Annotated in this window: 21 protein-coding genes; all 21 read right to left on the minus strand. The window is 51.4% G+C overall.

Annotated features, from left to right (window positions below):
- The gene (gene pgeF / locus OIN60_RS09080) at positions 1 to 879 is read right to left on the minus strand and encodes a peptidoglycan editing factor PgeF (RefSeq protein ID WP_370872453.1); all 879 of its coding nucleotides are present in this window, start codon (positions 877 to 879) and stop codon (positions 1 to 3) included.
- 34 nt (positions 880 to 913) lie between these two features.
- Positions 914 to 1,261, minus strand: coding sequence for a YlmC/YmxH family sporulation protein (locus OIN60_RS09085; protein WP_305754531.1), 348 nt, complete (start codon positions 1,259 to 1,261; stop codon positions 914 to 916).
- Positions 1,262 to 1,391: 130 nt separating this feature from the next.
- Complete coding sequence (gene sigG / locus OIN60_RS09090) at positions 1,392 to 2,174, minus strand: RNA polymerase sporulation sigma factor SigG (RefSeq protein WP_305754532.1); 783 nt, start codon at positions 2,172 to 2,174, stop codon at positions 1,392 to 1,394.
- A 102-nt stretch (positions 2,175 to 2,276) separates the two neighbouring features.
- Complete coding sequence (gene sigE, locus OIN60_RS09095; protein ID WP_305754533.1) at positions 2,277 to 2,999, minus strand: RNA polymerase sporulation sigma factor SigE; 723 nt, start codon at positions 2,997 to 2,999, stop codon at positions 2,277 to 2,279.
- 39 nt (positions 3,000 to 3,038) lie between these two features.
- Positions 3,039 to 3,974 carry a sigma-E processing peptidase SpoIIGA gene (gene spoIIGA / locus OIN60_RS09100; RefSeq protein ID WP_305754534.1) on the minus strand — a complete coding sequence of 312 codons (936 nt, stop codon included), beginning with the start codon at positions 3,972 to 3,974 and terminating at the stop codon, positions 3,039 to 3,041.
- A gap of 198 nt (positions 3,975 to 4,172) precedes the next feature.
- A complete protein-coding gene (gene ftsZ, locus OIN60_RS09105) occupies positions 4,173 to 5,285 on the minus strand; it encodes a cell division protein FtsZ (protein WP_305754535.1) in 1,113 nt (370 codons plus the stop codon).
- A gap of 69 nt (positions 5,286 to 5,354) precedes the next feature.
- Entirely contained in the window at positions 5,355 to 6,620 is a 1,266-nt protein-coding gene (ftsA, locus tag OIN60_RS09110) for a cell division protein FtsA (protein ID WP_305754653.1), read from the minus strand.
- Between the two features lie 201 nt (positions 6,621 to 6,821).
- On the minus strand, positions 6,822 to 7,586 hold the full coding sequence (locus OIN60_RS09115) for a cell division protein FtsQ/DivIB (protein ID WP_305754654.1): 765 nt from the start codon (positions 7,584 to 7,586) through the stop codon (positions 6,822 to 6,824).
- Positions 7,587 to 7,644: 58 nt separating this feature from the next.
- Positions 7,645 to 8,928, minus strand: a complete 1,284-nt coding sequence (gene murA / locus OIN60_RS09120) for a UDP-N-acetylglucosamine 1-carboxyvinyltransferase (protein ID WP_503122963.1) — start codon at positions 8,926 to 8,928, stop codon at positions 7,645 to 7,647.
- Between the two features lie 16 nt (positions 8,929 to 8,944).
- Positions 8,945 to 9,850: a UDP-N-acetylmuramate dehydrogenase gene (gene murB, locus OIN60_RS09125; protein ID WP_305754537.1), complete on the minus strand. Its 906-nt coding sequence runs from the start codon at positions 9,848 to 9,850 to the stop codon at positions 8,945 to 8,947.
- 171 nt (positions 9,851 to 10,021) lie between these two features.
- The gene (murG, locus tag OIN60_RS09130; protein ID WP_305754538.1) at positions 10,022 to 11,131 is read right to left on the minus strand and encodes an undecaprenyldiphospho-muramoylpentapeptide beta-N-acetylglucosaminyltransferase; all 1,110 of its coding nucleotides are present in this window, start codon (positions 11,129 to 11,131) and stop codon (positions 10,022 to 10,024) included.
- A gap of 5 nt (positions 11,132 to 11,136) precedes the next feature.
- A complete protein-coding gene (gene spoVE / locus OIN60_RS09135) occupies positions 11,137 to 12,237 on the minus strand; it encodes a stage V sporulation protein E (protein WP_305754539.1) in 1,101 nt (366 codons plus the stop codon).
- A 45-nt stretch (positions 12,238 to 12,282) separates the two neighbouring features.
- Positions 12,283 to 13,707 carry a UDP-N-acetylmuramoyl-L-alanine--D-glutamate ligase gene (gene murD, locus OIN60_RS09140; RefSeq protein WP_305754540.1) on the minus strand — a complete coding sequence of 475 codons (1,425 nt, stop codon included), beginning with the start codon at positions 13,705 to 13,707 and terminating at the stop codon, positions 12,283 to 12,285.
- A 3-nt stretch (positions 13,708 to 13,710) separates the two neighbouring features.
- Positions 13,711 to 14,676, minus strand: a complete 966-nt coding sequence (gene mraY, locus OIN60_RS09145; RefSeq protein WP_305754541.1) for a phospho-N-acetylmuramoyl-pentapeptide-transferase — start codon at positions 14,674 to 14,676, stop codon at positions 13,711 to 13,713.
- A gap of 19 nt (positions 14,677 to 14,695) precedes the next feature.
- On the minus strand, positions 14,696 to 16,102 hold the full coding sequence (locus tag OIN60_RS09150; protein ID WP_305754655.1) for a UDP-N-acetylmuramoyl-tripeptide--D-alanyl-D-alanine ligase: 1,407 nt from the start codon (positions 16,100 to 16,102) through the stop codon (positions 14,696 to 14,698).
- The gene (locus tag OIN60_RS09155) at positions 16,102 to 17,589 is read right to left on the minus strand and encodes a UDP-N-acetylmuramoyl-L-alanyl-D-glutamate--2,6-diaminopimelate ligase (RefSeq protein WP_305754542.1); all 1,488 of its coding nucleotides are present in this window, start codon (positions 17,587 to 17,589) and stop codon (positions 16,102 to 16,104) included. The genes OIN60_RS09150 and OIN60_RS09155 overlap by 1 nt, the downstream gene beginning before the upstream one ends.
- 70 nt (positions 17,590 to 17,659) lie before the next feature.
- Positions 17,660 to 19,609, minus strand: a complete 1,950-nt coding sequence (locus OIN60_RS09160; RefSeq protein ID WP_305754543.1) for a stage V sporulation protein D — start codon at positions 19,607 to 19,609, stop codon at positions 17,660 to 17,662.
- An 86-nt stretch (positions 19,610 to 19,695) separates the two neighbouring features.
- Positions 19,696 to 22,020: a penicillin-binding transpeptidase domain-containing protein gene (locus OIN60_RS09165; protein WP_305754544.1), complete on the minus strand. Its 2,325-nt coding sequence runs from the start codon at positions 22,018 to 22,020 to the stop codon at positions 19,696 to 19,698.
- 49 nt (positions 22,021 to 22,069) lie between these two features.
- The gene (locus OIN60_RS09170) at positions 22,070 to 22,462 is read right to left on the minus strand and encodes a hypothetical protein (RefSeq protein WP_305754545.1); all 393 of its coding nucleotides are present in this window, start codon (positions 22,460 to 22,462) and stop codon (positions 22,070 to 22,072) included.
- A 26-nt stretch (positions 22,463 to 22,488) separates the two neighbouring features.
- The gene (gene rsmH, locus OIN60_RS09175; protein WP_305754546.1) at positions 22,489 to 23,439 is read right to left on the minus strand and encodes a 16S rRNA (cytosine(1402)-N(4))-methyltransferase RsmH; all 951 of its coding nucleotides are present in this window, start codon (positions 23,437 to 23,439) and stop codon (positions 22,489 to 22,491) included.
- 17 nt (positions 23,440 to 23,456) lie between these two features.
- The gene (gene mraZ / locus OIN60_RS09180) at positions 23,457 to 23,894 is read right to left on the minus strand and encodes a division/cell wall cluster transcriptional repressor MraZ (RefSeq protein ID WP_305754547.1); all 438 of its coding nucleotides are present in this window, start codon (positions 23,892 to 23,894) and stop codon (positions 23,457 to 23,459) included.
- Between the last annotated feature and the right edge of the window lie 76 nt (positions 23,895 to 23,970).

A 23,970-nucleotide genomic window follows, 5' to 3' on the forward strand; every position in this document is an offset into this window, starting at 1 on the left:
TCACCTCTTTTCCAGTCCGATCCAACTTGCCATTCTTCCCGTCAAGCCCTTTTCCTTACGGTGCGAAAAAAACAAATCGTTATTGCAGCTTGTGCATAACGTTGTACATTCGATATGGGTCGGCAATATTCCTGCTTTCATCATAATCTGTCGGTTGCATTGTTTCAAGTCAAGCATCCATTTTCCCTCGCCAAGCTCGGTATATACATTACCTTCCCACACTTCATTACCCGGAATATCAGCCTCCAAAGCCATGATTCTGTCCATCACGACTTCATCTACCTCGTAGCAACAGAGCCCGATTGAAGGGCCGATAGCTGCCCGTAAATCCTCTCTCTTTGAGCCGTATTCTTCCACCATCGTCTCCACCATATGCACAGCTATTTCCGAGACTGTCCCCTTCCAGCCCGCGTGAGCGAGTCCAACCACACGCCGGACCGGATCGATGAAAAAAAGAGGGACACAATCCGCATAAAAGGAGGTCAGCAGGATTCCCGGTACGTCCGTCACCAACCCATCTGCATCCTGAAAGGCCGATTCCCGGTTCAGAAACCCTCTGCCGCGGTCTTCTTCCTTCACGGCAACGACCCTGTTGCCATGCACCTGTTCTCCGCATGTCCATGCTTCCGGTTCGAAGCCCAGCCTCCTTGCAATCAGCTCACGGTTGGTGATTACCGTATCCGGATGTTCCCCCACATGCAAAGCGCAGTTCAGACTGCTGTAGGGCTCCTTGCCAACGCCGCCGCGACGGCTCGTAAAACCGGCCGTCAATCCCAGAAATTGCTCCCGCCATACATCTATAAACAGCAGCTCAGGCACGTACCCTTCTCCGCCTTGCGGACCCCCCGCAGCCATCGCTTCCAAGACAAATGGTTCTATCATGTTCTCACCTCTACAAGCCAGTGTACCAAAATCAGCGCACCGTGTCTCTATCTGCCCAGATTCCCCTGACTCCCCCGCCTGTTTTGTACACATGCTCCTCCACCTGCCATTCTTCTATGTACTCATGCCTTACCAAAATGACATCCGGCCCGATCTTGACGATATTATGCCAGGGGATGACCAGTTCTTTTCGCGCCCGGAACAATCCAAAGAATCCGCCTGGAACGGGCATGACAATCGCTTCTATTCGGCCTAGTCTTGGATCAATCTCCAAATCGCAGATCTGTCCCAACCTGCGACCATCCATAATATTAATGACATCCTTGCTTTGGAAATCCGATATTTTTATGCTGTACAGCCCCTCATCCGGCACATTCATATGATCACATCCTTTACTTACAGCATATGATTCATAAAGCCGAACTTTCCCCCTACGCCTCGTGCAGTACAAAATAAAAACGACCCTGAGCGGGTCGTTATACAAAGGGATCAGTCCTGCGCCTGCGGTGCTAAGACTTTACATGCTTCTGCATTTGCTGAATAGCCGATTTTTCCAGCCTGGACACTTGTGCCTGTGAAATACCAATTTCATCGGCGACTTCCATCTGGGTTTTTCCTTCGAAAAACCGCATGGACAAAATCATTTTCTCACGTTGCCCAAGCCGCTGCATCGCTTCACGCAATGCAATTTCCTCGATCCAGGATACGTCCTTGTTTTTGTCATCACTGATCTGGTCCATGACGTAGATCGGGTCACCGCCGTCATGATAAATGGGTTCAAAGAGAGAGACCGGATCCTGAATGGCGTCAAGCGCAAATACCACATCCTCTTTGGGTACATTGAGCGCTTCGGAAATTTCAAAAATCGTAGGCTCCCGCGAATTGACGGTGGTCAGATTATCTCTGACCTGAAGGGCCTTATACGCGATATCCCGCAAGGAGCGCGACACCCGTATCGGATTGTTATCCCGCAAATACCTGCGGATTTCACCGATGATCATCGGAACCGCATAAGTGGAAAATTTAACATTTTGGGACAAGTCGAAATTGTCTATGGCTTTCATCAATCCGATGCAGCCGACTTGAAACAGATCGTCAACATATTCCCCCCGATTATTGAAACGTTGGATCACGCTCAGTACCAGCCGCAGGTTGCCGTTCACCAGTTTTTCTCTGGCTGAACGTTCATTGTTTTGCTGCAGAGATGTGAATAATTCACGCATCTCCACGTTGGTCAAAACCGGCAGTTTGGCGGTATCCACACCGCAAATTTCGACTTTGTTACGGGTCATCGTGTCATAACCTCCCAAGGAGCAACATTAATGTTCATTATCTCCTGGGCCGGACATTTTATTCCTTTTCCCGATCCTCAAAGGCAGAAGTAAATCCGGCTGTCAGACCATCTTATTGAATTCCTTCCGCAGACGTTTAATAATTCTTTTTTCAAGACGTGATATGTAGGATTGGGAGATTCCAAGCAGATCAGCCACATCTTTCTGCGTTTTTTCCTCACCATCCTGCAGCCCGAAGCGCAGCTCCATAATAAGGCGTTCGCGGTCCGTCAGTTTATCCAGAGCCTTGTGAAGCAGCTTACGGTCCACCTGCTCTTCTATATTGCGGTAGATCGTATCGTTCTCTGTTCCAAGCACATCAGAAAGCAGCAGTTCATTCCCGTCCCAATCGATGTTTAGTGGTTCATCGAAGGATACCTCTGTTCTTGTTTTGTTATTACGCCGCAAATACATGAGAATTTCATTTTCGATACAGCGGGACGCATACGTAGCCAGCTTGATTTTTTTCTCGGGATCGAAGGTATTTACCGCTTTGATCAGACCAATCGCTCCAATGGAGACCAAATCTTCGATGTTGATGCCGGTATTCTCGAACTTTCTGGCGATGTAAACAACCAGCCGCAGGTTGCGTTCGATCAACATAGCCCGGATAGCGGCATCTCCGGAAGACAGCTTCTGCAGCAGATATTCCTCTTCTTCCCTTGTCAGAGGGGGCGGCAGGGCTTCACTACCTCCTATATAATAAATTTCTTCAGCTTTAAGGCCCAGCAAAAAAAGAAGTCGGTAATACTGTAGCTGCAAAGCAAATTTCCATTTTATGCGCATGGTAGTCCTCCTATAAAATATCGTTGTCAGGCAGTCTCGTCAGGCCGACACGTCGGTCGTCTCTGATGCCGTCAGCTCTGGATGAATTACGGCCTGATAACGCCCTTCAGAGGATAATTTTCCTCCGTCCAGGCCGATCAGCACACGATGGTGCGTGAACGTCTGATCCTTCATCGTAACCTTGACCTCATCCGGCTTGACCGCCAGCATAAAGGCCATGCTCCTGTTGATCCCCCTGTAAGGAACCAGACGTAAACGATCCCGCCATACGTACGTTTCTTCTAGATTCATGACCAGGTTGTCTGCTTCGCCGTTCGTCAAAAATCTGGACCAGTCCTGGGGTAAGTAGTCACTCCACAGAGAAGCCTCCATCACCATGACAGGCAAACGTGTCATCGGGTCATTTAACTGATTGCCCGTATCCAGCAGGCCTGTACACTTAACGCACACCCCATCAATACAGACCTCAACTTCACCTATAAAAGTTGAAATTTGTTCAGTCCGCCGCCTGGTTGCCTGCACGGAATAAAAAATAAGCATCACAACGCCAAATACACAGAAGATGAACCAAAAGGCCATTCTCGTTTCAAATGACATCACGCCTGTAGCCGTAAACCATATGCCATTGAATAGCTCCCCCCGGCTTTGCAGCAGGTAGTGAACTCCTAATATACCGCCAGCCGCTACAAAATTGACCACATAAAAGGCACCGGTCGTGCGCAGAAAGTTCTGCAAGCCGCCAAATCCGAAGGCGGTCAGCAGCATACATACGGACAATCCGAATTTGATCAAAAAAGTAAACATAAAGGACAGCTGCGGTATGAACATCATGACAACGTACATTGCGCCAAGGGCCGCGGACAGCAGCAATTTCCACCATGCAGGGCGCAGTTTCCTCATCCAGGCTGTAACGAGCAGCAGTACCGCATCAATAAGCAGGTTCGTCAGGAAAATCAAATCGATATAGACAACCATCTCTCTTCACCCCGCCTAAGCTCCTGGAGGATATGACCAGTATAAAAGCGGAATGGAACAAAGTCTGTCTAACGCTGGAAGGCGCAGCCGGACTTTTTTTGTCGATTACTTGTGGAAGAATGGCTTATGCTCTGTAATGAATAACAAAAAAACCGTATTCTCCATCATGGAAAATACGGTTTATCGTGTAGAAGACAATTAATCGTTATTATTGCGGGAACGATTGCGTAAAAATGTCGGGATATCGAGCTGGTCACCGCTTGTCTGATTACTGAAAGGGCGCAGGTTCGGTGAACGATTATCAGAAGGTTCCGAATTGTTGACAACCGGTTTGCGGACCGGTGCAGGCGCTGCCGCTTTGCCTTCAAAGCCGGTGGCAATAACGGTTACTTTGATCTCTTCCTTCATCTCCTCATCGATAATGGCACCAAAAATCATGTTGACTTCCGGATCAGAGGCTGAGGTTACGATTTCGGCCGCTTCGTTGACTTCATAGAGGGAAAGATTCGAACCGCCGGTAATGTTCATAATTACACCGCGGGCTCCTTCGATGGATGTCTCAAGCAGCGGGCTCATAATAGCCTTGCGTGCCGCTTCTGCCGCACGATTCTCACCTGTTGCGTAACCAATACCCATCAGGGCAGAGCCGCGTTCGGTCATGATCGTCTTCACATCCGCAAAGTCAAGGTTAATCAACCCTGGTACGGCGATCAAGTCGGAAATACCCTGGACGGCCTGACGCAGAACGTTGTCTGCTTCACGGAACGCCTCAAGCATCGGTGTTTTCTTATCCACGATTTCAAGCAGGCGGTCGTTCGGGATGACGATAAGCGTGTCCACTTTCTCTTTCAGTCCCTCAATCCCCTGCTCCGCGTGGCTCGAGCGCTTACGCCCTTCGAATGTAAATGGACGCGTAACCACACCTACTGTGAGGGCACCGCATTCCTTGGCAATTTCGGCGATTACGGGAGCGGCCCCTGTACCTGTACCCCCACCCATGCCGGCGGTTACAAACACCATGTCCGCCCCTTTAAGGGTGTTCATAATCAAATCACGAGATTCCTCGGCAGCTTTCTTCCCCACGTCAGGGTTTGCGCCCGCGCCAAGGCCCCTTGTCAATTTGTCGCCAATTTGGAGCTTATGCTCCGATTTGGCAAGATGCAGAGCTTGGGCGTCCGTGTTCACCGTAATAAATTCGACACCTTGAACGCCATTTTCAATCATTCGGTTAACAGCGTTGCTTCCGCCTCCACCTACTCCAATTACTTTTATTTGAGCCAAGCTCTCCATTTCAAAATCAAATTCCAACATACTATTCCAACTCCCCCTCAATGTGCATGGATGGCCCGTCCATGATAGGCATTAATTAGCTTTCAACCGTTATATAAACTCGCTGAACATGTTTTTCAAGCGTTCGATCAATCCCGGTTTCTGCTCACTTTCCGGAGCGGGGCTGCTGCTTTTTGCGCGATTGGCAGGCTTTTTAACATTACTGCTGCTTCCGCCGGCGGTACGTAACCGATAATTACGGATCGCGTTATGCAAAATGCCAACACCGCTGGTATAGCCTGGATCCCTTACGCCAATAAAATCCGGCACGGCAATCCGGACCGATGCAGCAAGCTCGTGCTGAGCCACCTCAAGAACTCCAGGCATTGCCACGGTACCTCCGGTAAGTATATAACCCCCGGGTAGACCTGTGTAACCAAGACGCTTAACCTCAGCCTGAACGAGTTGGAAAATTTCCTGCACTCTCGGCTCGATAATGGCAGCCAAATCCTGCTGGTTAAATTCCTTGTCCACATTGCTGCCGATGCGGGTTACCTTAAACACAACATCAGGTGCCGCATCATTATACCATGCGCATCCATATTTAAGCTTGACTTTTTCCGCTTGATCTGTCAACGTTCTCAAGCCGTAAGCAATGTCGTTGGTTACATATTCTCCACCGATTGGCAGTGTCGAAGTAGCGGCAATGCTGCCTTCCTCAAAGACCGCTATCGTCGTTGAACCCGCACCGATATCCACAAGCACCGAGCCCATCGTTTTCTCATCCTTGGATAAAGAAAGCTGTCCGGCACCGAGGGGAAGAAGCACCAGGTCCTTAATCCGCAGACCGCTTTTTTCTACACACCGGAGCAGGTTATGTATTGGCGTTTTGGCTCCGGTAATAATGGTTGCTTCCACCTCAAGCCGGACTCCGATCATTCCGCGCGGATCCTGAATTCCTTCCAATCCATCGACCACATATTGCTTGGCCACCACATCAATAATTTCCCTTTCAGGAGGTACAGCGATGACCTCGGCTGCCTTCAGCACCCGTTCGATATCCTCCTCACCAATCTCACGATCCTCATTCGATACGGCCACAACCCCATGGCTCGTCTGCAGGCCGATATGATTACCGGCAATCCCAACGTATACTTCGGATATTTGAATACCAACCATACGCTCAGCATGATCCACGGCGTTCCGGATCGATTGGACGGTCTGATCGATATCGACAATTGCACCTTTTCGAATTCCCTCCGAGTCGGCAGTTCCAACTCCAATAATATTAAAGGTTCCATTGTTCATTTCCCCAATAATGGCACGAACTTTGGACGTACCGATGTCCAAACTAACTATGATGTCATTGCCGCTCAATTCTGTGGCACCTCCTAACTTCATCATAATTTCTTCGTTCATAGACACGCACTTCCTAACTTAATTCAACATATTAACGTTTATCCCTCTTTTTTCTACAAATTTTTTAAGTTCCAACTTCTGGATAACCAATAAAAATTTGAAGAAAAAAGAAGGAGCAAGCTGCAGAGTACATAAAATTTATTCTAGCATTTTTCATGATCACTGAGTAGTGTCATTTTCCACTGCTCCGCCCTCTTCTTCCGGTTGGAAAGGAACATAGGTGTCCGCTTCAAACATACTGACCAGGCCTGGCTCCTCTGTCTCCAGCACCTGATTCAGGTAGCTGATTTTTTCCGCCAGCAGCGAGACCGAAGTGAGCACTTCGAATTGAGATCGAGTGTACATCTTGATCCGGTCCGGGAAGGAAGGAGATGGATCAGGAATGATCTCGGAAATGTCGGCTGTCCACTCACCCGGGATATCCGACAAAATCTTACAAAGTTCCGCTTTGTATGGATCATCTGCCTTCCAGCTTGTTAATACAGGCTTCTCTACGGCAATTCCGCTATTGGAAACGCCCACGCTTGTCCCATTGGACAAAATGGCAAGAAGGCTGCCATCTGTACCCACTTCGTAGGCAACTGTATCATATTCTTTAATATTAATGCTAATAATACCTGGAAACTGCTTGTCCACATGAACTGATTGAATTGTCTTGATTTCCTTTAACCGCTCCTCCACTTCTCCTGTGCTGGTTCCGAAAAATTGCCCTCCAACGTGAAGAGCGCTTTGCTTCAGAAGCTCCGCCTCCGAAGTAAACAGGCTCCCCTTGAAGTCGATTTCCGTGATCCTGCTTAGGGAAGAACGGAAAAATAATACGGCAAACAACACAATGAACAAGAGGATCAAAATCAATACGATTTTACGGCTGGTCTTCATTTTGGGTTTATGCTCACGCAGAACAGGAATTTTGGCTTGTGGCATCATTTCTCTCCATAAATGCCCTCTGTCCCCTCGAATCAGGAGGGGACGCTGCAGGCGTTTAATTTGCAAAATCAAGCTGCTCCGCTACCGGGGACTGCCGATGCATTCGTGCGCCGAGATGCTGAAAAAGGGATTCGATCCGGTCGTAGCCTCTATCGATATGATGGACCTGCTCGACCGTGGTCCGTCCTTTGGCTGCCAGTCCGGCTATCACCAGCGCAGCACCCGCCCGCAGATCTGTAGCTTCAACCGTTGCTCCGTATAGTCGGGGAACACCTCGGATAAACGCCGCATTCATGTCTACGGAAATATCGGCCCCCATGACGTTTAGCTCATCAACATGCTTGAACCTGCTTTCAAAAACGGTTTCTTTCATGACGCTGAACCCATCCGCCAACGACAGCAGCACCATAACCTGGGACTGCAAATCCGTTGGAAAGAACGGATATGGCGATGTAACAATCCTATCCACCGCCTTGGGGCGAACCATACAACTCACGTTCATTATATCATTGGAAACGCTAATTTGAACACCGGCACGGCGGAGCACATGAATTAGCGACGATAAATGGGACGGACAGCAGCGGGAAAGTGTGACGCTGCCACGTGTAGCAGCGGCGGCAATCATAATGGTGCCGGCAACGATCCGGTCAGGGATAATTTCATAGCTGCAAGGATACAGACGGTCCACTCCGGTGATGGTAATGGTGTCCGTGCCCGCTCCTATAATAGAAGCCCCCATGGCATTGAGAAAGTTCTGCAAATCTTGAATTTCCGGCTCGCGGGCGGCGTTGATGATTGTTGTTCTGCCTTCAGCCAGCACCGCGGCCATCATAATGTTTTCGGTGGCCCCCACGCTCGGAAAATCCAGATGGATATCCGTTCCGATCAGCTTGCGGGCCTGGCACGTCATTTTCTCATAGCTCTCCTCGATATCAGCCCCTAGCGCTTTCAAGCCCTCCAGATGGAGATCGAACTTCCGTTCTCCGATCGCACAACCTCCCGGCTGATAGAACGATACTTCTCCGCAGCGTACGAGGAGCGGTCCCATCAGAAAAATAGATGACCGCATCTGTTTCATCAGATCTTCCGGAATATCTGTTGATAGCAAATTAGACGAATCGACAAACACGGTATCCTGCTCATGACATGTACTACAGCCCAGCCTCTCCAGAATCCCGAGCATCACCTTAATGTCAAGCAGGTGAGGCACGTTGTGAATCTGAACTTCCCCATTCGCGAGCAGGCTTGCCGCCAGTATAGGCAAAGCTGCGTTTTTCGCTCCATGGATCGGTATGGTGCCAGACAGGGGATTCCCGCCTTCTATCACCAATTTGTCCAATGTATCACCTCCGAGTTTACCGCTCACCCACCACGAAAACCTCCGGCACGAGCTGAACACCGGATTGAGATGATATGGTGCTCTGAATATGCTGCATCAGGGTAAGCACGTCCTCTGCTGTTGCCTGCCCAGTATTGACAATGAAATTGGCATGCTGCGTCGATACTTCGGCTCCGCCTGTTTTCATCCCTTTCAGCCCGGCGGACTCTATGAGACGCGCCGCGTAATCGCCGGGAGGATTGCGAAACACGCTGCCTGCACAAGCCATCTGCAAAGGCTGGGTGCGCCTGCGGCGGTCCTTGTATGCGGATAAAACCTCGGCAATTTCCTTGCGATCGCCGTGCTTCAGCCCGAATTTCGCCTCCAGCACAATTCCTCTGCGCTCATGCAGTACAGAATGACGGTAGCCGAATTGCATACCTTCGGCGTCATAAGTCACCAATTCACCTGTCTCCAGTACAACCTCAGCAGACTGGAAAATTTCCGACACATCAGACCCGTGTGCACCGGCGTTCATGTAGACGGCCCCACCCACCGTCCCTGGAATGCCGCCCGCGAATTCCAGACCGGACAGACTCTGCTTGCCCGCCAGAACACTTAGTTTGACAAAGGATAACCCGGCTCCCCCGATCACAGTTTCGTCCTCAAACCGGACATAGTCAAACCCTTCGCCCAGCTTCACAACGATTCCGCGGATACCCTTGTCTGAAACCAACATATTGGATCCTCTGCCAAGCTGCATCCAAGGCACTCCATGCTCACGGACAAAGCTCATCAGCCGCATCAATTGTTCTTTGGTTTCCGGAATGACCAGCGCGTCAGCCGGCCCACCGATCTTCCAGGTTGTATATTTCGACAGCGGCTCATGCTCCAGCACCATACCGACGTCTAGAGCGGCCAATAACTGCATCCACTGCTGCATTGTAATGTTCCTCCTTTGCTTGCAATCCGCCATGCGGATAACGAAAAACATCGGATTTCTCCGATACGCGGTTGTTATTGTCGAACAACCGGCTCCCGGGTGATGGTCTAAAGATAAGGTATCTTATGTCAAGATGACCCGGAAGGTGACAATCGCCTATAGACTGCCTTTTTATCTGCTGCCGGCCAATCTCCTGATTTCCTGAAGAAATGCCTCTGCCGAATCAGGCTTACCGAGCCCCGTAGAAGCAGCCGACATGTTTTCCCTTACTCCGATATCGTTCATGATATGCGCAATTGACCCAAAGAGGTTCTGTCCGCTCAGGTTCTTCTCCAGAATCATGACAGCCGCCCCCGCCTGCTCCAGCGTTCTGGCATTGGCCTCCTGATGATTGTTCGTCACATTCGGAGAAGGGATCAATATGGAAGGAATGCCAAGAGAAGTGATCTCCGCCAGAAAGGAGGCCCCTGCCCTGTTCACAATCAAGGAAGTGCAGGCAAGCACTTCAGGCATATTGTGCACGTAAGGAAGCACATGGAGCCGGTCCGGCAGCGGACCGACCCTTGACCGTATCTCATCGACAGTACTATCGAAGTAGCTCTCCCCGGTAACATATACAAAATGGACGCCCGGCAGGGATGAAAGTTGCGGTGCCATTTCAATCATCGCCTGATTAATTGCTTTGGCCCCCCTACTCCCCCCTACCACCAGGACAATCGAACTATCCTCCGGAAGTCCTAGGCTTGCAAACCCGCGGCTGCGGTCAGCCCTTCGTACCGTGGTCGCCCGCGGATTGCCTGTATACACAACATTGCGCGCCTTAGGGAAAGCGGACTCCGATCCCTCAAAGCTAACGGCAACCGTATCCGCATACCGACTCAAAAAGGAATTGGTCAATCCTGGAATGGCATTTTGCTCATGAATAATGGTCGGGATTCCGAGTCTGGAAGCGGCATATACCACAGGACCGCACACATATCCGCCTGTTCCGACCACTACATCGGGTTTGAACTTTTTCAGCAGCGCTTTGGAGGTACGTACTCCCTGCAGAAAACGCATTATTGTCTTTACATTTTCAAAAGAGAGGCTCCGCCGAAAGCCGGTAATGTCAATCGATTCGAAGGGAAGCTTCTCCTGCGGGACCAGCTTGCTTTCAAGTCCCCTCTTACCTCCGATATATAAAAATGCAGCGTCTGGGTCTTCCGACTCACACTGCCGAGCGACGGCAACAGCCGGATAAATGTGTCCACCTGTTCCGCCCCCGCTTAATACGACGCGCATAGGGTTCACCTCGCAAAACGTGATATATTCAATAAAATACCGAGAGCTGTCAGCATCAGGGTGAGTGAAGAACCCCCGTAGCTGATCAAAGGCAGCGTGATACCCGTTACAGGCATAAGACCAATCACTACACCGATATTAATGACAACCTGAACAGCTACCATGCCTACAATCCCGACGGCAAGCAGACTGCCAAAGGTGTCAGGAATGGTCAGAGCCGTTCGCATGCCACGCCAGACGAGAATGAAAAACAGCAGGATCACGGTAAGACCGCCAATAAAACCAAGTTCCTCAGCCAAGATCGAAAAGATAAAATCGGTTTGCGGCTCAGGCACATAGCTGTATTTCTGACGGCTCATACCGAGCCCAAGGCCGGCCAGGCCACCGGGACCGATGGCATATAAAGACTGAATAATCTGATAGCCCGCTCCAAGCGGATCAGACCAAGGATCCAGGAAAGCAGTGATGCGCTTCAGCCGGTAAGGAGCCGCCACCACCAGCGCTGCAAAGCCTGCGGCTCCGCATAGGCCCAAAAGTCCTAGATGTTTCATGCTGGCACCAGCAGTAAAAATAATAATCATGGAGGCGCCCATCATCACGGTGCCTGTCCCCAGATCCGGCTGCATCATTATGATGCCGAAGGCCAGTCCGGCCAGCCCTAGCGGGGGCAGCAGCCCGTGCAGAAACGATTTAATCGGATACCCCGGACGACTAAGCCAACTGGCAAGAAACAGGATTATACCAAGCTTCATAAACTCCGAGGGCTGTATGCCGAACGAGCCGATGCCTAGCCAGCTCCGGGCACCACCGCGGACAACCCCAATGCCGGGAATCAGCACTGCGACCAGCAGTACAAAACAGATCAGCAGCAGAGGCTTGGCGTATTTCCGCCACACGCGGTAGTCCGTCGAAGCTGTGAACCACATGGCCGCAAGGCCGAGACCTGCGAACAGCAATTGTCTTTTCACGAAATAATAAGAATCCCCGTATTCACGGAAAGCGAGCACAGCCCCAGCGCTGTATACCATTACGATGCCGATGGCCAGCAAGCCTATAATACAGGCAAAAAGCCACAAATCCGGAGACGGAGGACGGGACTGTTTCATGGAGGAGGCCACCCCTTGCAGCGAAGTAGGGGCTTATCCACCCCCCTACTTCAATTTATGCACCGCCTCTTTAAAAATGCGTCCACGCTCTTCATAGGATTTGAACATATCCCAGCTCGCACAGGCCGGAGACAGAAGCACGATATCTCCCGGCCCGGCAAGGCTAGCGGACTTGTTCACAGCCTCGATTAGCGCGGTGGCGGCATCCTCACCATTATCGACGAGCTCGATATGTTCTATGCCTGCTTTCTTGGAAGCCTCTGCCAACTTTTCCTTGGTTTGTCCAAGCAGAACAACAGCTTTTACACGGCCCTGCAGCACTGGGACAAGCTCAAGATAGTCCGCCCCTCTATCAAGCCCACCGGCGATCAGCACGATAGGCTGCTTAAAGGAGGACAAGGACATCTGGGTTGCCTTGGCATTGGTTGCTTTTGAATTGTTATAATAGGATACTCCATCATGCTTGGCCACAAATTCCAGCCGGTGCTCTACCCCTCTAAAATGAGAGAGTGGCTCGCCCAGCGCGGAAAGCGGAGCCCCAGCCGCAAGCGCAATGGCGCAAGCGGCGAGCGCATTGTCCACATTAAACCGCCCCGGGATTCCGAGTTCCGCAACAGACAGAATCGGGTGGATTACCCCGCTGCCATCCCGATACACGATATCACGCCTGATGTCATCCTCCACGTCGGGCACATAAGAGGGATCGGCGTACACACCCTCCTGCAGATGCTCGGTCAAGGAAAAAGGCAGCACTTTGCCCTTCATATAAGGAACCAGTCCGCGGCATACCGGATCGTCCCAATTCAGCACCGCAATATCCTCCGGACCCTGATTCTCGAACAGCTTTGCCTTGGAAGCTATGTAGTCATCCATGCCGCCATGGTAATCCAGATGGGTCTCTGCGATATTCAGCAGACAGGCCACTGTCGGACGGAAATCCTGTGTACCTTTCAATTGAAAGCTGCTCAGCTCTACGACCATCCAGTTACCCTTCTCCGCATCTGCGGCGGCCTCACTGAGCGGTGTGCCGATATTCCCGGCCACAATCGGCTTCAGGCCTGCAGCGTCCAGCAGCTTACCAACCCATGTGGTGGTGGTGGTTTTTCCATTTGAACCGGTAATGCCAATGATAGGTGCTTCACAGATGTGATAGGCAACCTCAACCTCTGTCACAACACGAATACCCAGCTCCAGCGCTTTTTGCACCGGCGGAACCGTATACGGAATGCCCGGATTTTTGACCAGCAGCTTCACACCAGGGTGAATCAGATCGTCCGGATGCCCTCCGTATAAAACGGAAATTCCCAAAGCCTCCAATTCGGAAGCTTCGGGACACTGTTCCCTTTCCTTTTGATCATTTGCCGTAACGACAGCGCCCAATCTGTGCAGCACCTTCGCCACCTGGACTCCGCTTTTCGCCAGCCCCAGAACGACAACTTCGAGGCCTTTATAAGTATCTGGATGCTTCATTTTCTACAACCCCTTGCTCAGATAAAGTCCAAGTCCTGCCAGCAGTAGCCCTACCGTCCAAAATGTAATGACTACCCGCCATTCAGACCATCCCGACAGCTCAAAATGATGATGAATCGGACTCATTTTGAACACACGCTTGCCGCGTGTCTTGAAGGAAACAACCTGAATGACGACCGAAAGCATCTCAATTACAAAAACGCCGCCGATAATGAGGAACAAGAGCTCACTCTTCGTAACGATGGCGATTGCTCCAATGGCCCCGCCGATGCCGAGCGAACCTGTATCGCCCATAAACACTTTGGCGGGATGTGCGTTATACACGAGAAAGCCAAGCACTGCACCGATCATGGCAGCGGCGCAGACCGCCGCCGGCAGTGAGGCTTGGATGGCAATAATGGCATAGGCACCGAAAGCAATTGCACTTGTACCTGACAGCAGCCCGTCCAGTCCATCCGTGAAGTTCACCGCATTGCTTATGGCCAGCATCATGATAACGATAAAAGGATAATAAAACCAGCCGGTCCAATCGAAGGACCAGGATGTTCCCGGAATGCCGATGACTGTACTGTGATCATTCTGTATGAGCAGCCAGCACATCAAGCCCGCAAAGAAAAGCTGGCCAAACAGCTTTTGGCGCGGCGTAAGCCCAAGCGATCGCTTGAACACAATTTTAATGTAGTCGTCCAGGAACCCGATCAGACCAAAACCAAGCGTAGCCACCAGCAATACATAAAAGTCTGTGTTTTTGATGGCTGAAAACTTTAAATACGTCAGCGTAAACGCCAGCAGGATGACGACCCCGCCCATTGTAGGCGTACCCGTCTTCTTCAGATGGCTCTGGGGTCCGTCGTCTCTGACCTGCTGGCCGAATTTCATCCGGCGCAGCAGCGGAATCAGCAGGGGAGCAGCGATCACCGCCAGTATGAATGATACCCCGATCGTTAGCAGCAGCAGTTGAATATCCATGGTAATCCCCCTTTCCTCCTTATCCGTTCTGCAGCGGATTAGCTTCTTTTAACGCATCCACAACAGTTTCCAGTTTCATGCCCCTTGAAGCTTTGAGAAGCACAACATCTCCTGAACAAAGCTCTTCACGCAGCGCCGTCACAAGCTCGTCTTTGTCGGAAAAAGCGTGCACACTGCCCTGCGCCATCTGCTCCCGCGCTCCCTCCGCAATGTGGGAACCAAGCGGTCCGTAGGTGAATAGCAGGTCCACTCCGGCAGCGGCGGCGTACCTGCCGATCTCCCGGTGATATTGCTCCTCTCCCGCTCCCAGCTCCAGCATGTCTCCAAGCACGGCAATTTTACGATTTTTAGGGCTATAACCGCCAAGCGTATCAATTGCAGCCTTCATTGAAAGCGGACTAGCATTATAAGTATCGTTAAGCAGCGTAAGCCCGTTGTCGCAGAGGATCATCTCAATACGCATGCCTGTGAGCTTCAGTCCAGCCAGCCCCTGGCGCATCTGTTCCATGCCAACTCCGAGCTGCCGCGCCACCGCCATGGCTGCGAGGCAGTTCACCACGTTGTGGCGGCCGAGCAACGGCAGATCAAATGCTTCCGCCCCGCTCTTTTTCGTGGTAAAAATGATGCCCTTGTCGTGCGTCGTCATCTCTGTCGGGTAATCATCATTATCCTGCAGCAGCCCAAAGGTAAATATCTTCATCTCCTCCGGCCGCTCCGTCTCAGGCTCCGCCAGCACGGAAGGCAGCAACGGTTCATCCCCATTGCAGATGAGCAGCCCGCCCGGTTTGAGTCCGCTGATAATCTCGAGCTTCGCACGAGCGATCTCCTCTCTGGAGCCCAGTTGCAGCAGATGGGCCTCGCCAATGTTGGTGATCACAGCGACGTCCGGCTGTGCAATCCGGGACAGGAGGCGAATTTCCTCTCTTCCGCTCATGCCCATTTCCAGAATGGCAATCTGCGTCTCTTCCGGCATGGACAGAACCGTCAATGGCAGCCCGATATGATTATTATAATTGCCCTGCGTTTTGTGCACTCTGAAGGTCGTGGACAAGAGCGCAGCCACGATATCCTTTGTAGTGGTTTTCCCATTACTACCCGTGATTCCGACAACATAAGCCCGGGTTTCTTTCAAATAAGCTGCGGCTAACTGCTGCAGCGCTTTAAGGGTATCCCTCACCAAAATGGCAGGCCCCGCAGGAGGTGCTCCATGATCCTCCTGCCAGAAAAATGCGCCTGCCCCCTCAGCTATACAGTTGTCCGCAAAAGCATGGCCGTCAAAACGCTCTCCGGCGATGGGAACGAACAGCCCGCCCTTCAAAGGGTTCCTGGAATCCGTATAGATCCCGGTTATTTTGGTATCGGCCCCGTCAGATTCGGCAAGCGTTCCGCCGCTCATCGAGGCTATTTGCGCCAACGTTCTATTAATCACTTGTATATGCCCCTTATCGCTTCTTTGGCAACGATGCGGTCATCAAATTCAAGCACCGTTTTTCCGATCAATTGGTAGGTCTCATGACCTTTGCCCGCAATCAATACTACATCGTCCGGGCTTGCCATTTCAATAGCTTTGCCGATCGCGGCGCGCCGATCTGTGATCAGCTCATATTTCTCATGTCCCACCGCATCCTCAATCAGCCCTTTTTCGATATCGCGCAGGATCTGTTCAGGATCCTCTGTGCGGGGATTGTCTGAAGTTACCAGAATCCGGTCACTGTACTTGGCGGCGATTTTGCCCATCAGCGGGCGTTTGGTTTTATCCCTGTCCCCTCCGCAGCCGAATACGCAAATTACTCTGCCTGCCGCAAACTCTTTCACGGTGCGAAGCACGTTCTCCAGCCCGTCAGGTGTATGCGCATAATCCACAATGACCGCAAAAGGCTGTCCGGCATCTACAGGCTCAACTCGCCCGTCCACTCCTGTCACGGATTCAAGGCAACGCTTGACCTCTTCCAGCGGCAGACCCTCCAGCAATGTGGCCGTAATCGCCGCCAGGGCATTGTAAACGTTAAATTTCCCTACCATGCGCAGCCTGATGTCCGCCGATCCCCGGAATGTATCCACATGGAAGGAGGTCCCCCCCGCGCTTATGGAAATTTCCGTTGCGCGCACATCCGCATCTTCTCCTAGGCCGTATGTAACCACTTCCGCCGCGGTCAATGCTTTAAAATAGTCGGATGCCGGATCGTCCGCATTCAAAACCGCATACTTATGATCTTCTCCGCCTGCCCCGAAGCTATTGCCCAGCCGGGAAAAAAGCAAGCCCTTGGCCGCCCGGTATTCTTCCATCGTATCATGATAATCAAGATGATCTTGTGTCAGGTTGGTGAACACAGCGGTACGAAAATCAGTTCCCTTCACTCTGCCCTGCTGTAAGGCATGTGACGAAACCTCCATCACGCAGCATAACACGCCGCGTCCGGTCATATCGCCGAGAGCTCTTTGCAGCTCAACCGCTTCCGGAGTCGTGCCGGATGTCGGAAAGGTTGTTCCGTCATAGCGCATCTGAATGGTTCCGATCAGTCCTGTTTTGGTTCCTGACTCATTCAGTATATGCTCGATCAGATGAGTGGTCGTCGTCTTTCCGTTCGTGCCCGTTACACCTATCATATGAAGCTGACGGCTGGGTGTTCCAAAAAAAGCATCTGACAGCACCGCCATCGCAAAACGGGCATCCTTGACAATAAGCTGTGGAACCGGCAAATCCAGCTCCCTTTCCACAACAAGCGCCGAAGCACCCGCGGCAACTGCCCGCTCCGCATAATCATGTCCGTCTACAGTAAAACCGGGCAGGCACAGAAACAAATCTCCGGCCTGCACCTTCCGGGAATCGGCCTGAATGCCCCCGCATTCGACCCCGCCATCCCCGATTATTCGTGAAGTAGTAAGCAGTGCTGCAAGTTGTTGAAGCTGCATAAAAAAATCTCCTTTTCAAACATGTCTGCTGTTAACATTATGAACCTTCAGCCCGGTTCCGAAACCGTATTCAGGAGCCCGATTCCGGTGCTTCTTCCTTGGGAACATTACCCATATAGATTCTGATGGCCGACCCGCGTTCCAGCCGTGCTCCAGGTTTGGGGGCCTGACTGATCACAGTGCTGCCCGAGCCCGATTTGATCAGCGTGAAATTCATATTCAACTCTTCATATAAATCCTGCACGGAAGCGCCGACCAAATTGGGGACGGTCTCTATCGGCGTTTCTCCGTATTTGTATTCCTTCGGCACCTGATTCTCGCGTGGCGGCACCTTCATGGCGATCAGGGCATCCCGCAAAATATTCTGCACTATAGGCGCGGCTACCACGCCGCCGAATTGGATGCCCTTCGGATTGTCGACAGCCGTATAGACGACGATCTGCGGATCATCTGCAGGCGCGAACCCTATAAATGAAACAATGTGCTCCGTTGAAGAATAACGGCCGTTGACGACCTTTTGCGCCGTTCCTGTCTTGCCCCCGACACGGTACCCTTCAATAAAAGCGGGACGCCCAGTTCCTTTGGCAACGACGCTTTCCAACGCCTCGCGGACCTGCCGTGACGTTTCGTCCGAAATGACCCTGCGCACAAGCTGCGGCTCTTCCGTCTCGAGCACCTTCCCCGTTTCCGGCTGAACCCAGGCCTTGGCCACATAAGGCTTGTATAAATATCCACCATTGATCGCCGCGGAGACCGCCGCAACCTGCTGAATGGGAGTCACGGATACCCCTTGCCCGAAGGCGGTGGTCGCCAACTCGACCGGACCTACCTGAGAGGGCTTGAAGAGAATGCCGTTTTCCTCTCCGCTTAAATCAATTCCCGTCTTGCTTCCGAATCCGAAATTGCGGATATAATCAAACAGCTTTTCTTTGCCAAGGCGCTGACCAAGCGCCACGAATCCGGGGTTGCAGGAGTTTTCCACGACTTCAAGGAATGTCTGGCTTCCGTGCCCGCCTTTCTTCCAGCAGCGCAGCCTCGCTCCTCCCACCTCAACATGTCCGGGATCGAAAAAGCGCTCGTTCTTCAGATCCACCTTCTTTTCTTCCAGAGCGGCCGCCAGTGTAATGATTTTAAACGTGGAGCCCGGCTCATAGGTCATCCAGATTGGCAGATTGCGGTTATATATTTCGGACGCATACTGCTGATACAACGCCGGTTCGTAGGCAGGCCTGCTCGCCATAGCCAGAATTTCGCCGGTTTTTGGGTTCATGGCAATAGCGAGGGCAGAATGGGCCTGAAATTTTGCCATCGCCTGATCCAGCTCCCTCTCCATGATGGATTGCACCGATTTATCGATGGTTAGCTGCAGATTGAGCCCGTCCTTCGGCTGAATGTACTTCTCTGCTGATCCTGGCATCAGCCTTCCTCCGGCATCCGACAAGTAAGCGATGCTGCCGTTCATCCCTCTTAATCGATCGTTATGTCTCTGTTCTACACCTGTCAGCCCCTGATTGTCTATCCCTGTAAAGCCCAGAATATGGGCGGCCAGGTCGCCGAAGGGATAATAGCGGCGGTTATCTTCAGTAACAACGATACCCGGAAGCTCCAAATCACGAATTTGCTGCGCTTTCTCCATCGTAATTTTTCGGCCGCCGGGCTTGATTATTTGACTTGATGTTCTTTTGGTGATCAGCTTATAGATGCTCTCTTCGCTCATTCCCAATACGGAGGCCAGCTTTTGCGCCGTTTTCTCAGGATCTTTAATCTGGACAGGGATTGCCAGTACGGTCGGTGTCGTCACATTGTAGGTCAGAGCGACTCCCTGCCTGTCAAGAATTTCACCTCTTTTGGCAGCAAACGTAATGTTACGCCGCCAGGATTCCTCCGCCTTGGCGGAAAGCTCCGCTCCTAGTCCAAGCTGCACATAAGCCAGCCTGACCATAAGTGCGGCGAAAAGCACGAACAGCCCGGCAATGGTCCACAGCAGTCTTTTGCGAAGCGTTACGTTGGTAAGCTTCAACTTGCTCCCTCCCTGCGTATCCGATGTAAGTCATGCATGTCTTTCATTCATGACTATTCAGATATGCCAGAGGTTAGAACAAGCTGTCAGTTGGTCGGAGCTTCTTCGGGAGGGGCCGGTTCCCTGACCTTTTCCCCGTTCTGGGACGATCCTTCCTCCGTTGTTTCCTCCTGCTCCGAGCCGCCTTTCTGATCACCTGATGAGGCAGCATCTTCTGCAGCCTCATCATCGGACTCAGGGACAACGCCCGTAACCGTCTCTTTCGCAGGCTGGAGCTGCAGATACGCGACGCGTTTGTCACCCTGCTTCTGTATCTTCTGACTGTAGACGTATCCTTCGCCTTCGATCTGTATGCCAACCTTCAGCAGGGTAAGCAGTTCCATACTGTCACGCAGCGACAACCCTCTTAAGTCCGGGATGTTCATCGTCGCGGAGTCCTCAGTGATCAGGTACATGCGCTGACCAGACATCATGGGTGAATTAGCCGCTGGATACGTGCTCACAATCTTGGAGCCTTTTCCAAGGGTAACATAAGCTGTTCCGCGTTCAAGCAGTGCATTTTGCGCATCCTTCTTGCTTTTGCCGATTAAATTCGGGGCGGTGGTCATTTTGGACGCAAAGGCGTTTTTTTTGCTGTTGTCCGCCGCATCTCCCGACTTGGGCACTCCCATGTACCGCAGAGATTGAGAAACGATGTCCTTGAACACGGGTCCCGCTACAGAACCACCGCCGGCATTAGCTACTCTCGGTTCATCAATAACAACCAGCAAGGCAATTTTCGGGTCATTAACCGGAGCATAACCGATAAAGGATACGATGTCTTTGTCATTCGCATATTCTCCGTTGATAACCTTTCTAGCAGTACCTGTCTTCCCCGCTACCCGGTAACCATCGATGTATGCATAACGTCCTGTTCCGATTTCCTGGTCAGCAACAACCTGCTCCAAGTAACCTCCAACCTCCTGGGCGGATTTGGCGGAAATCACCTGGCGGACTTCTTTAGGACTGATGACCTGTGTTTCCCCTGTATCCGTATCGATGATTTCTTTTACCAAATGAGGCTCCATTAGCTTGCCTCCGTTGGCTATTGCAGATATGGCGGCAATCTGCTGAATGGGTGTAACCTGAACCAGACCATGACCGTAGGCGGCTGTAGCAATTTCCGAAGCGTATGTCAGCTCTCTGATCGGCGAAGGGACCTCTGCCGGCAGATCGATCCCTGTCTTAGTCCCGAACCCGAACTTATCGATATAATAGCGAAGCTTCTCGCCGCCAAGCATACGATAGCCCAGGTTGACAAAGGCTATGTTACTCGACCGCTTCACACCTTCCAGATATGAAATCGTACCATAGGCATGTCCGTTGTCCTTGATCGTAAATCCGCCGATACGTACAGGCTCTGAGTCAAATTCTGCGTTTGGATTAAAAAGCCCCTCTTCAACGGCACCCGCCAACGTTACGATCTTGAACGTAGAACCGGGTTCATAAATCGATTGGATGGCATTGTTGATAAAGCTTTTTTTATCGGTTTCTTCATTGTACGTATTCGGGTTAAAATTCGGCATGCTTGCCATGCCGAGGATGTCCATCGTCTTCGGGTCGGCGGCAATAACGGTCATACTGACCGGGTTATACTGCAGGTAAGCCTTTTTCATAGCCTCTTCGATATAATACTGGATGGTATCATCAATCGTCAGCTTGATATTTTTACCATTTTTAGCAGGCTTATAACTTTGCTCGCCGTTCGGCAGGCTCACACCCTTACGGTCCCGTTGATACAACAACTGCCCGTCCTCACCCTTCAGTTGGCTGTCGTAATAAGCTTCAAGCCCCTGCACGGCTTTCCCTTCCTTGCTCACATAACCAAGCACATGGGCTGCCATTGTGTTCTCCGGGTAAAAACGTTTGGTTTCCTTAATCGTAAATACGGCGTCGGTCACCTGGTATTTTTCCTTCAGCTCTTCGTCAAAGGCCTCGATTTTATCAGCAAGCTCAGGCTCAATCTTCCAGCCTTCGGGACGAATCTCACGGTATGCCCGATATTTCCCAGCGTTTTCTCCCGAATCCTGTTTGCTTTGCGTATCTAGCCGCAGATCCGCCTCTGATTTGCCAAGCAGCTCATGGAGACGGCTTACAACCACATCCTCCAGCTTGTACTCCTGGATAATCTTGGGGTTCACAACAACTGTATAAGCCGGGGCATCTTCGGCAAGCACGTTGCCATTTCGGTCCAATATGGTCCCCCGCGCGGCAGGAAGCACCTGACTCTTCTGTATTAAACCGGTGACTTGTTCTTGCAATTCGGCACCTCTTACAACCTGAATCCAGAAAACCTTGAACAGCAAAATAAGAAAAAAGAGGGTTATACATCCCCCTATGAGCAGAGTGCGCAATTTAATTTTTTTGACCATAGTTCAAACCTCTCCCAACCACAAGGCTCGGTATTACATATTACGGCGATCAGTTTCCTGTTCCGTCAGCAGCCGTTCCGGTAAAGATACGAATCGGTTCCTTGGTTGGTTCTATGTAGCCCTGTTCTTTGGCTGTAGATACAATCTGATTTTCCAACCGTTCCTTCTGCACCTTCAGTTCCCCGATGGATGTCTTCAGTTCGGAAATCGCAATTTCCTTATTGTGAATGGAGGCATTTAGCTGATAAATCTGGGCATAACGGCCAGCGAGCAACACCATAACTGCAATAACGCCAATAACCGTCATCAAATAGAGGAGCTTTTCCCGGATAGGGAGCTCTTTACGGCGTGTTACAACCTTGGTGGTTTCACGATAGCGCCTCTGCGGGGATCTCTGCTGGGCCTTTTCCTGTACTGCCAGATTACCGCGTGTATAAGCCATATCATCTCTCCTTCTCAATTCAAGTTTTATAATTTCTCTGCAGCACGCAGCTTGGCTGAACGAGAGCGCGGATTAAGAGCCAGTTCCTCTTCCCCTGCTGTTACCGGCTTGCGGTTTACCAGTTTAAGCACGCCCTTCCCTCCGCACACACACATCGGAAAATCCGGCGGACATGTGCATTTCTCCAGATAGGACGCAAAAATTTGCTTACAGATCCGGTCCTCCAGCGAATGAAAGGTAATCACCGATACCCGGCCACCTGGTGCGAGACAACGTACTGCTTGATGCAATGCGCTTTCCAGTGCCTTAAGCTCGTCGTTGACCGCGATGCGCAGGGCTTGGAAGCTTCGTTTGGCGGGATGACCGCCTGTTCTGCGAGCTGCTGCCGGGATACCCTCCTTGATGATTTCAACCAGCTCGCCCGTCGTTTGAATGGGTTTAACCTTCCGGCGTTCTATCATGGTTCTGGCTATCCTGCGGGAAAACTTCTCCTCGCCGTATTGATACAGGATGCGCGCAATCTCCTCTTCGGGCCATTCATTAACAATATCTTTGGCCGTCAAAGGACCTTCCTGGTCCATACGCATATCGAGCGGGGCATCGTGGTTATAGCTGAACCCCCTTTCCCCTTCATCGAATTGGGGAGAAGATACGCCGAGGTCAAACAAGATGCCGTCAACCTGCGGCACACCATTGTTCATGGGTATGTCCAGTTCTGACAGCCTTGCCTCCAGGTTGCGGAAGTTGGATCTCACCAATGTAACTTTGCCGCCATGTTCAGACAGCTTGTCCTTCGCGTTATTCAGCGCCCAATCGTCCTGATCAAAGGCGATAAGCCTTCCCTTCGATCCCAGCCGCGATGCGATGACAGAGCTGTGACCAGCGCCGCCAAGCGTGCAGTCCACATACACCCCGTCCTGCCTGATGTTAAGTGCGTCTGTAGCTTCTTCTTTGAGTACGGTGATATGGTGAAACAAGCTCAGCCCTCCAGACCTTACAAATCAAAATTAAAATCAACCAGTTTTTCGGCAATGTCATTAAATGCTTCTTCGGATTGGTTAAAGTATTGTTCCCAAGTGTCCTTGCACCAAATCTCCACTCTGCTGGAGACTCCAAGCACCACGCAGTCTTTATCCAACTTGGCGTAATCACGCAGATTAGCCGGCAAATTTACCCTGCCCTGTTTATCCAATTCGCATTCGGTCGCCCCCGAGAAAAAAAACCGGGAAAAGGCACGGGCGTCCGCTTTCATCATGGGCAATGCCTTCAGCTTCTGCTCCATCAAGGCCCACTCTTCCATCGGATAAACAAAGAGACACTGGTCGAGTCCGCGGGTAACAACGAATGAGGCACCCAGAGATTCGCGGAATTTGGAAGGGATCGTAAGCCTTCCTTTATCGTCCATGCTATGCTGAAACTCACCCATGAACATGTTCCGCCCTCAACTCCTTGCCCCAATCTCCCACTTTGACCCACTTTCCACCACCTAAGCATAATAGATTCGCCTA

This window comes from Paenibacillus zeirhizosphaerae, assembly GCF_030705605.1.
GTDB classification, from domain to species: Bacteria; Bacillota; Bacilli; order Paenibacillales; family Paenibacillaceae; genus Paenibacillus; species Paenibacillus zeirhizosphaerae.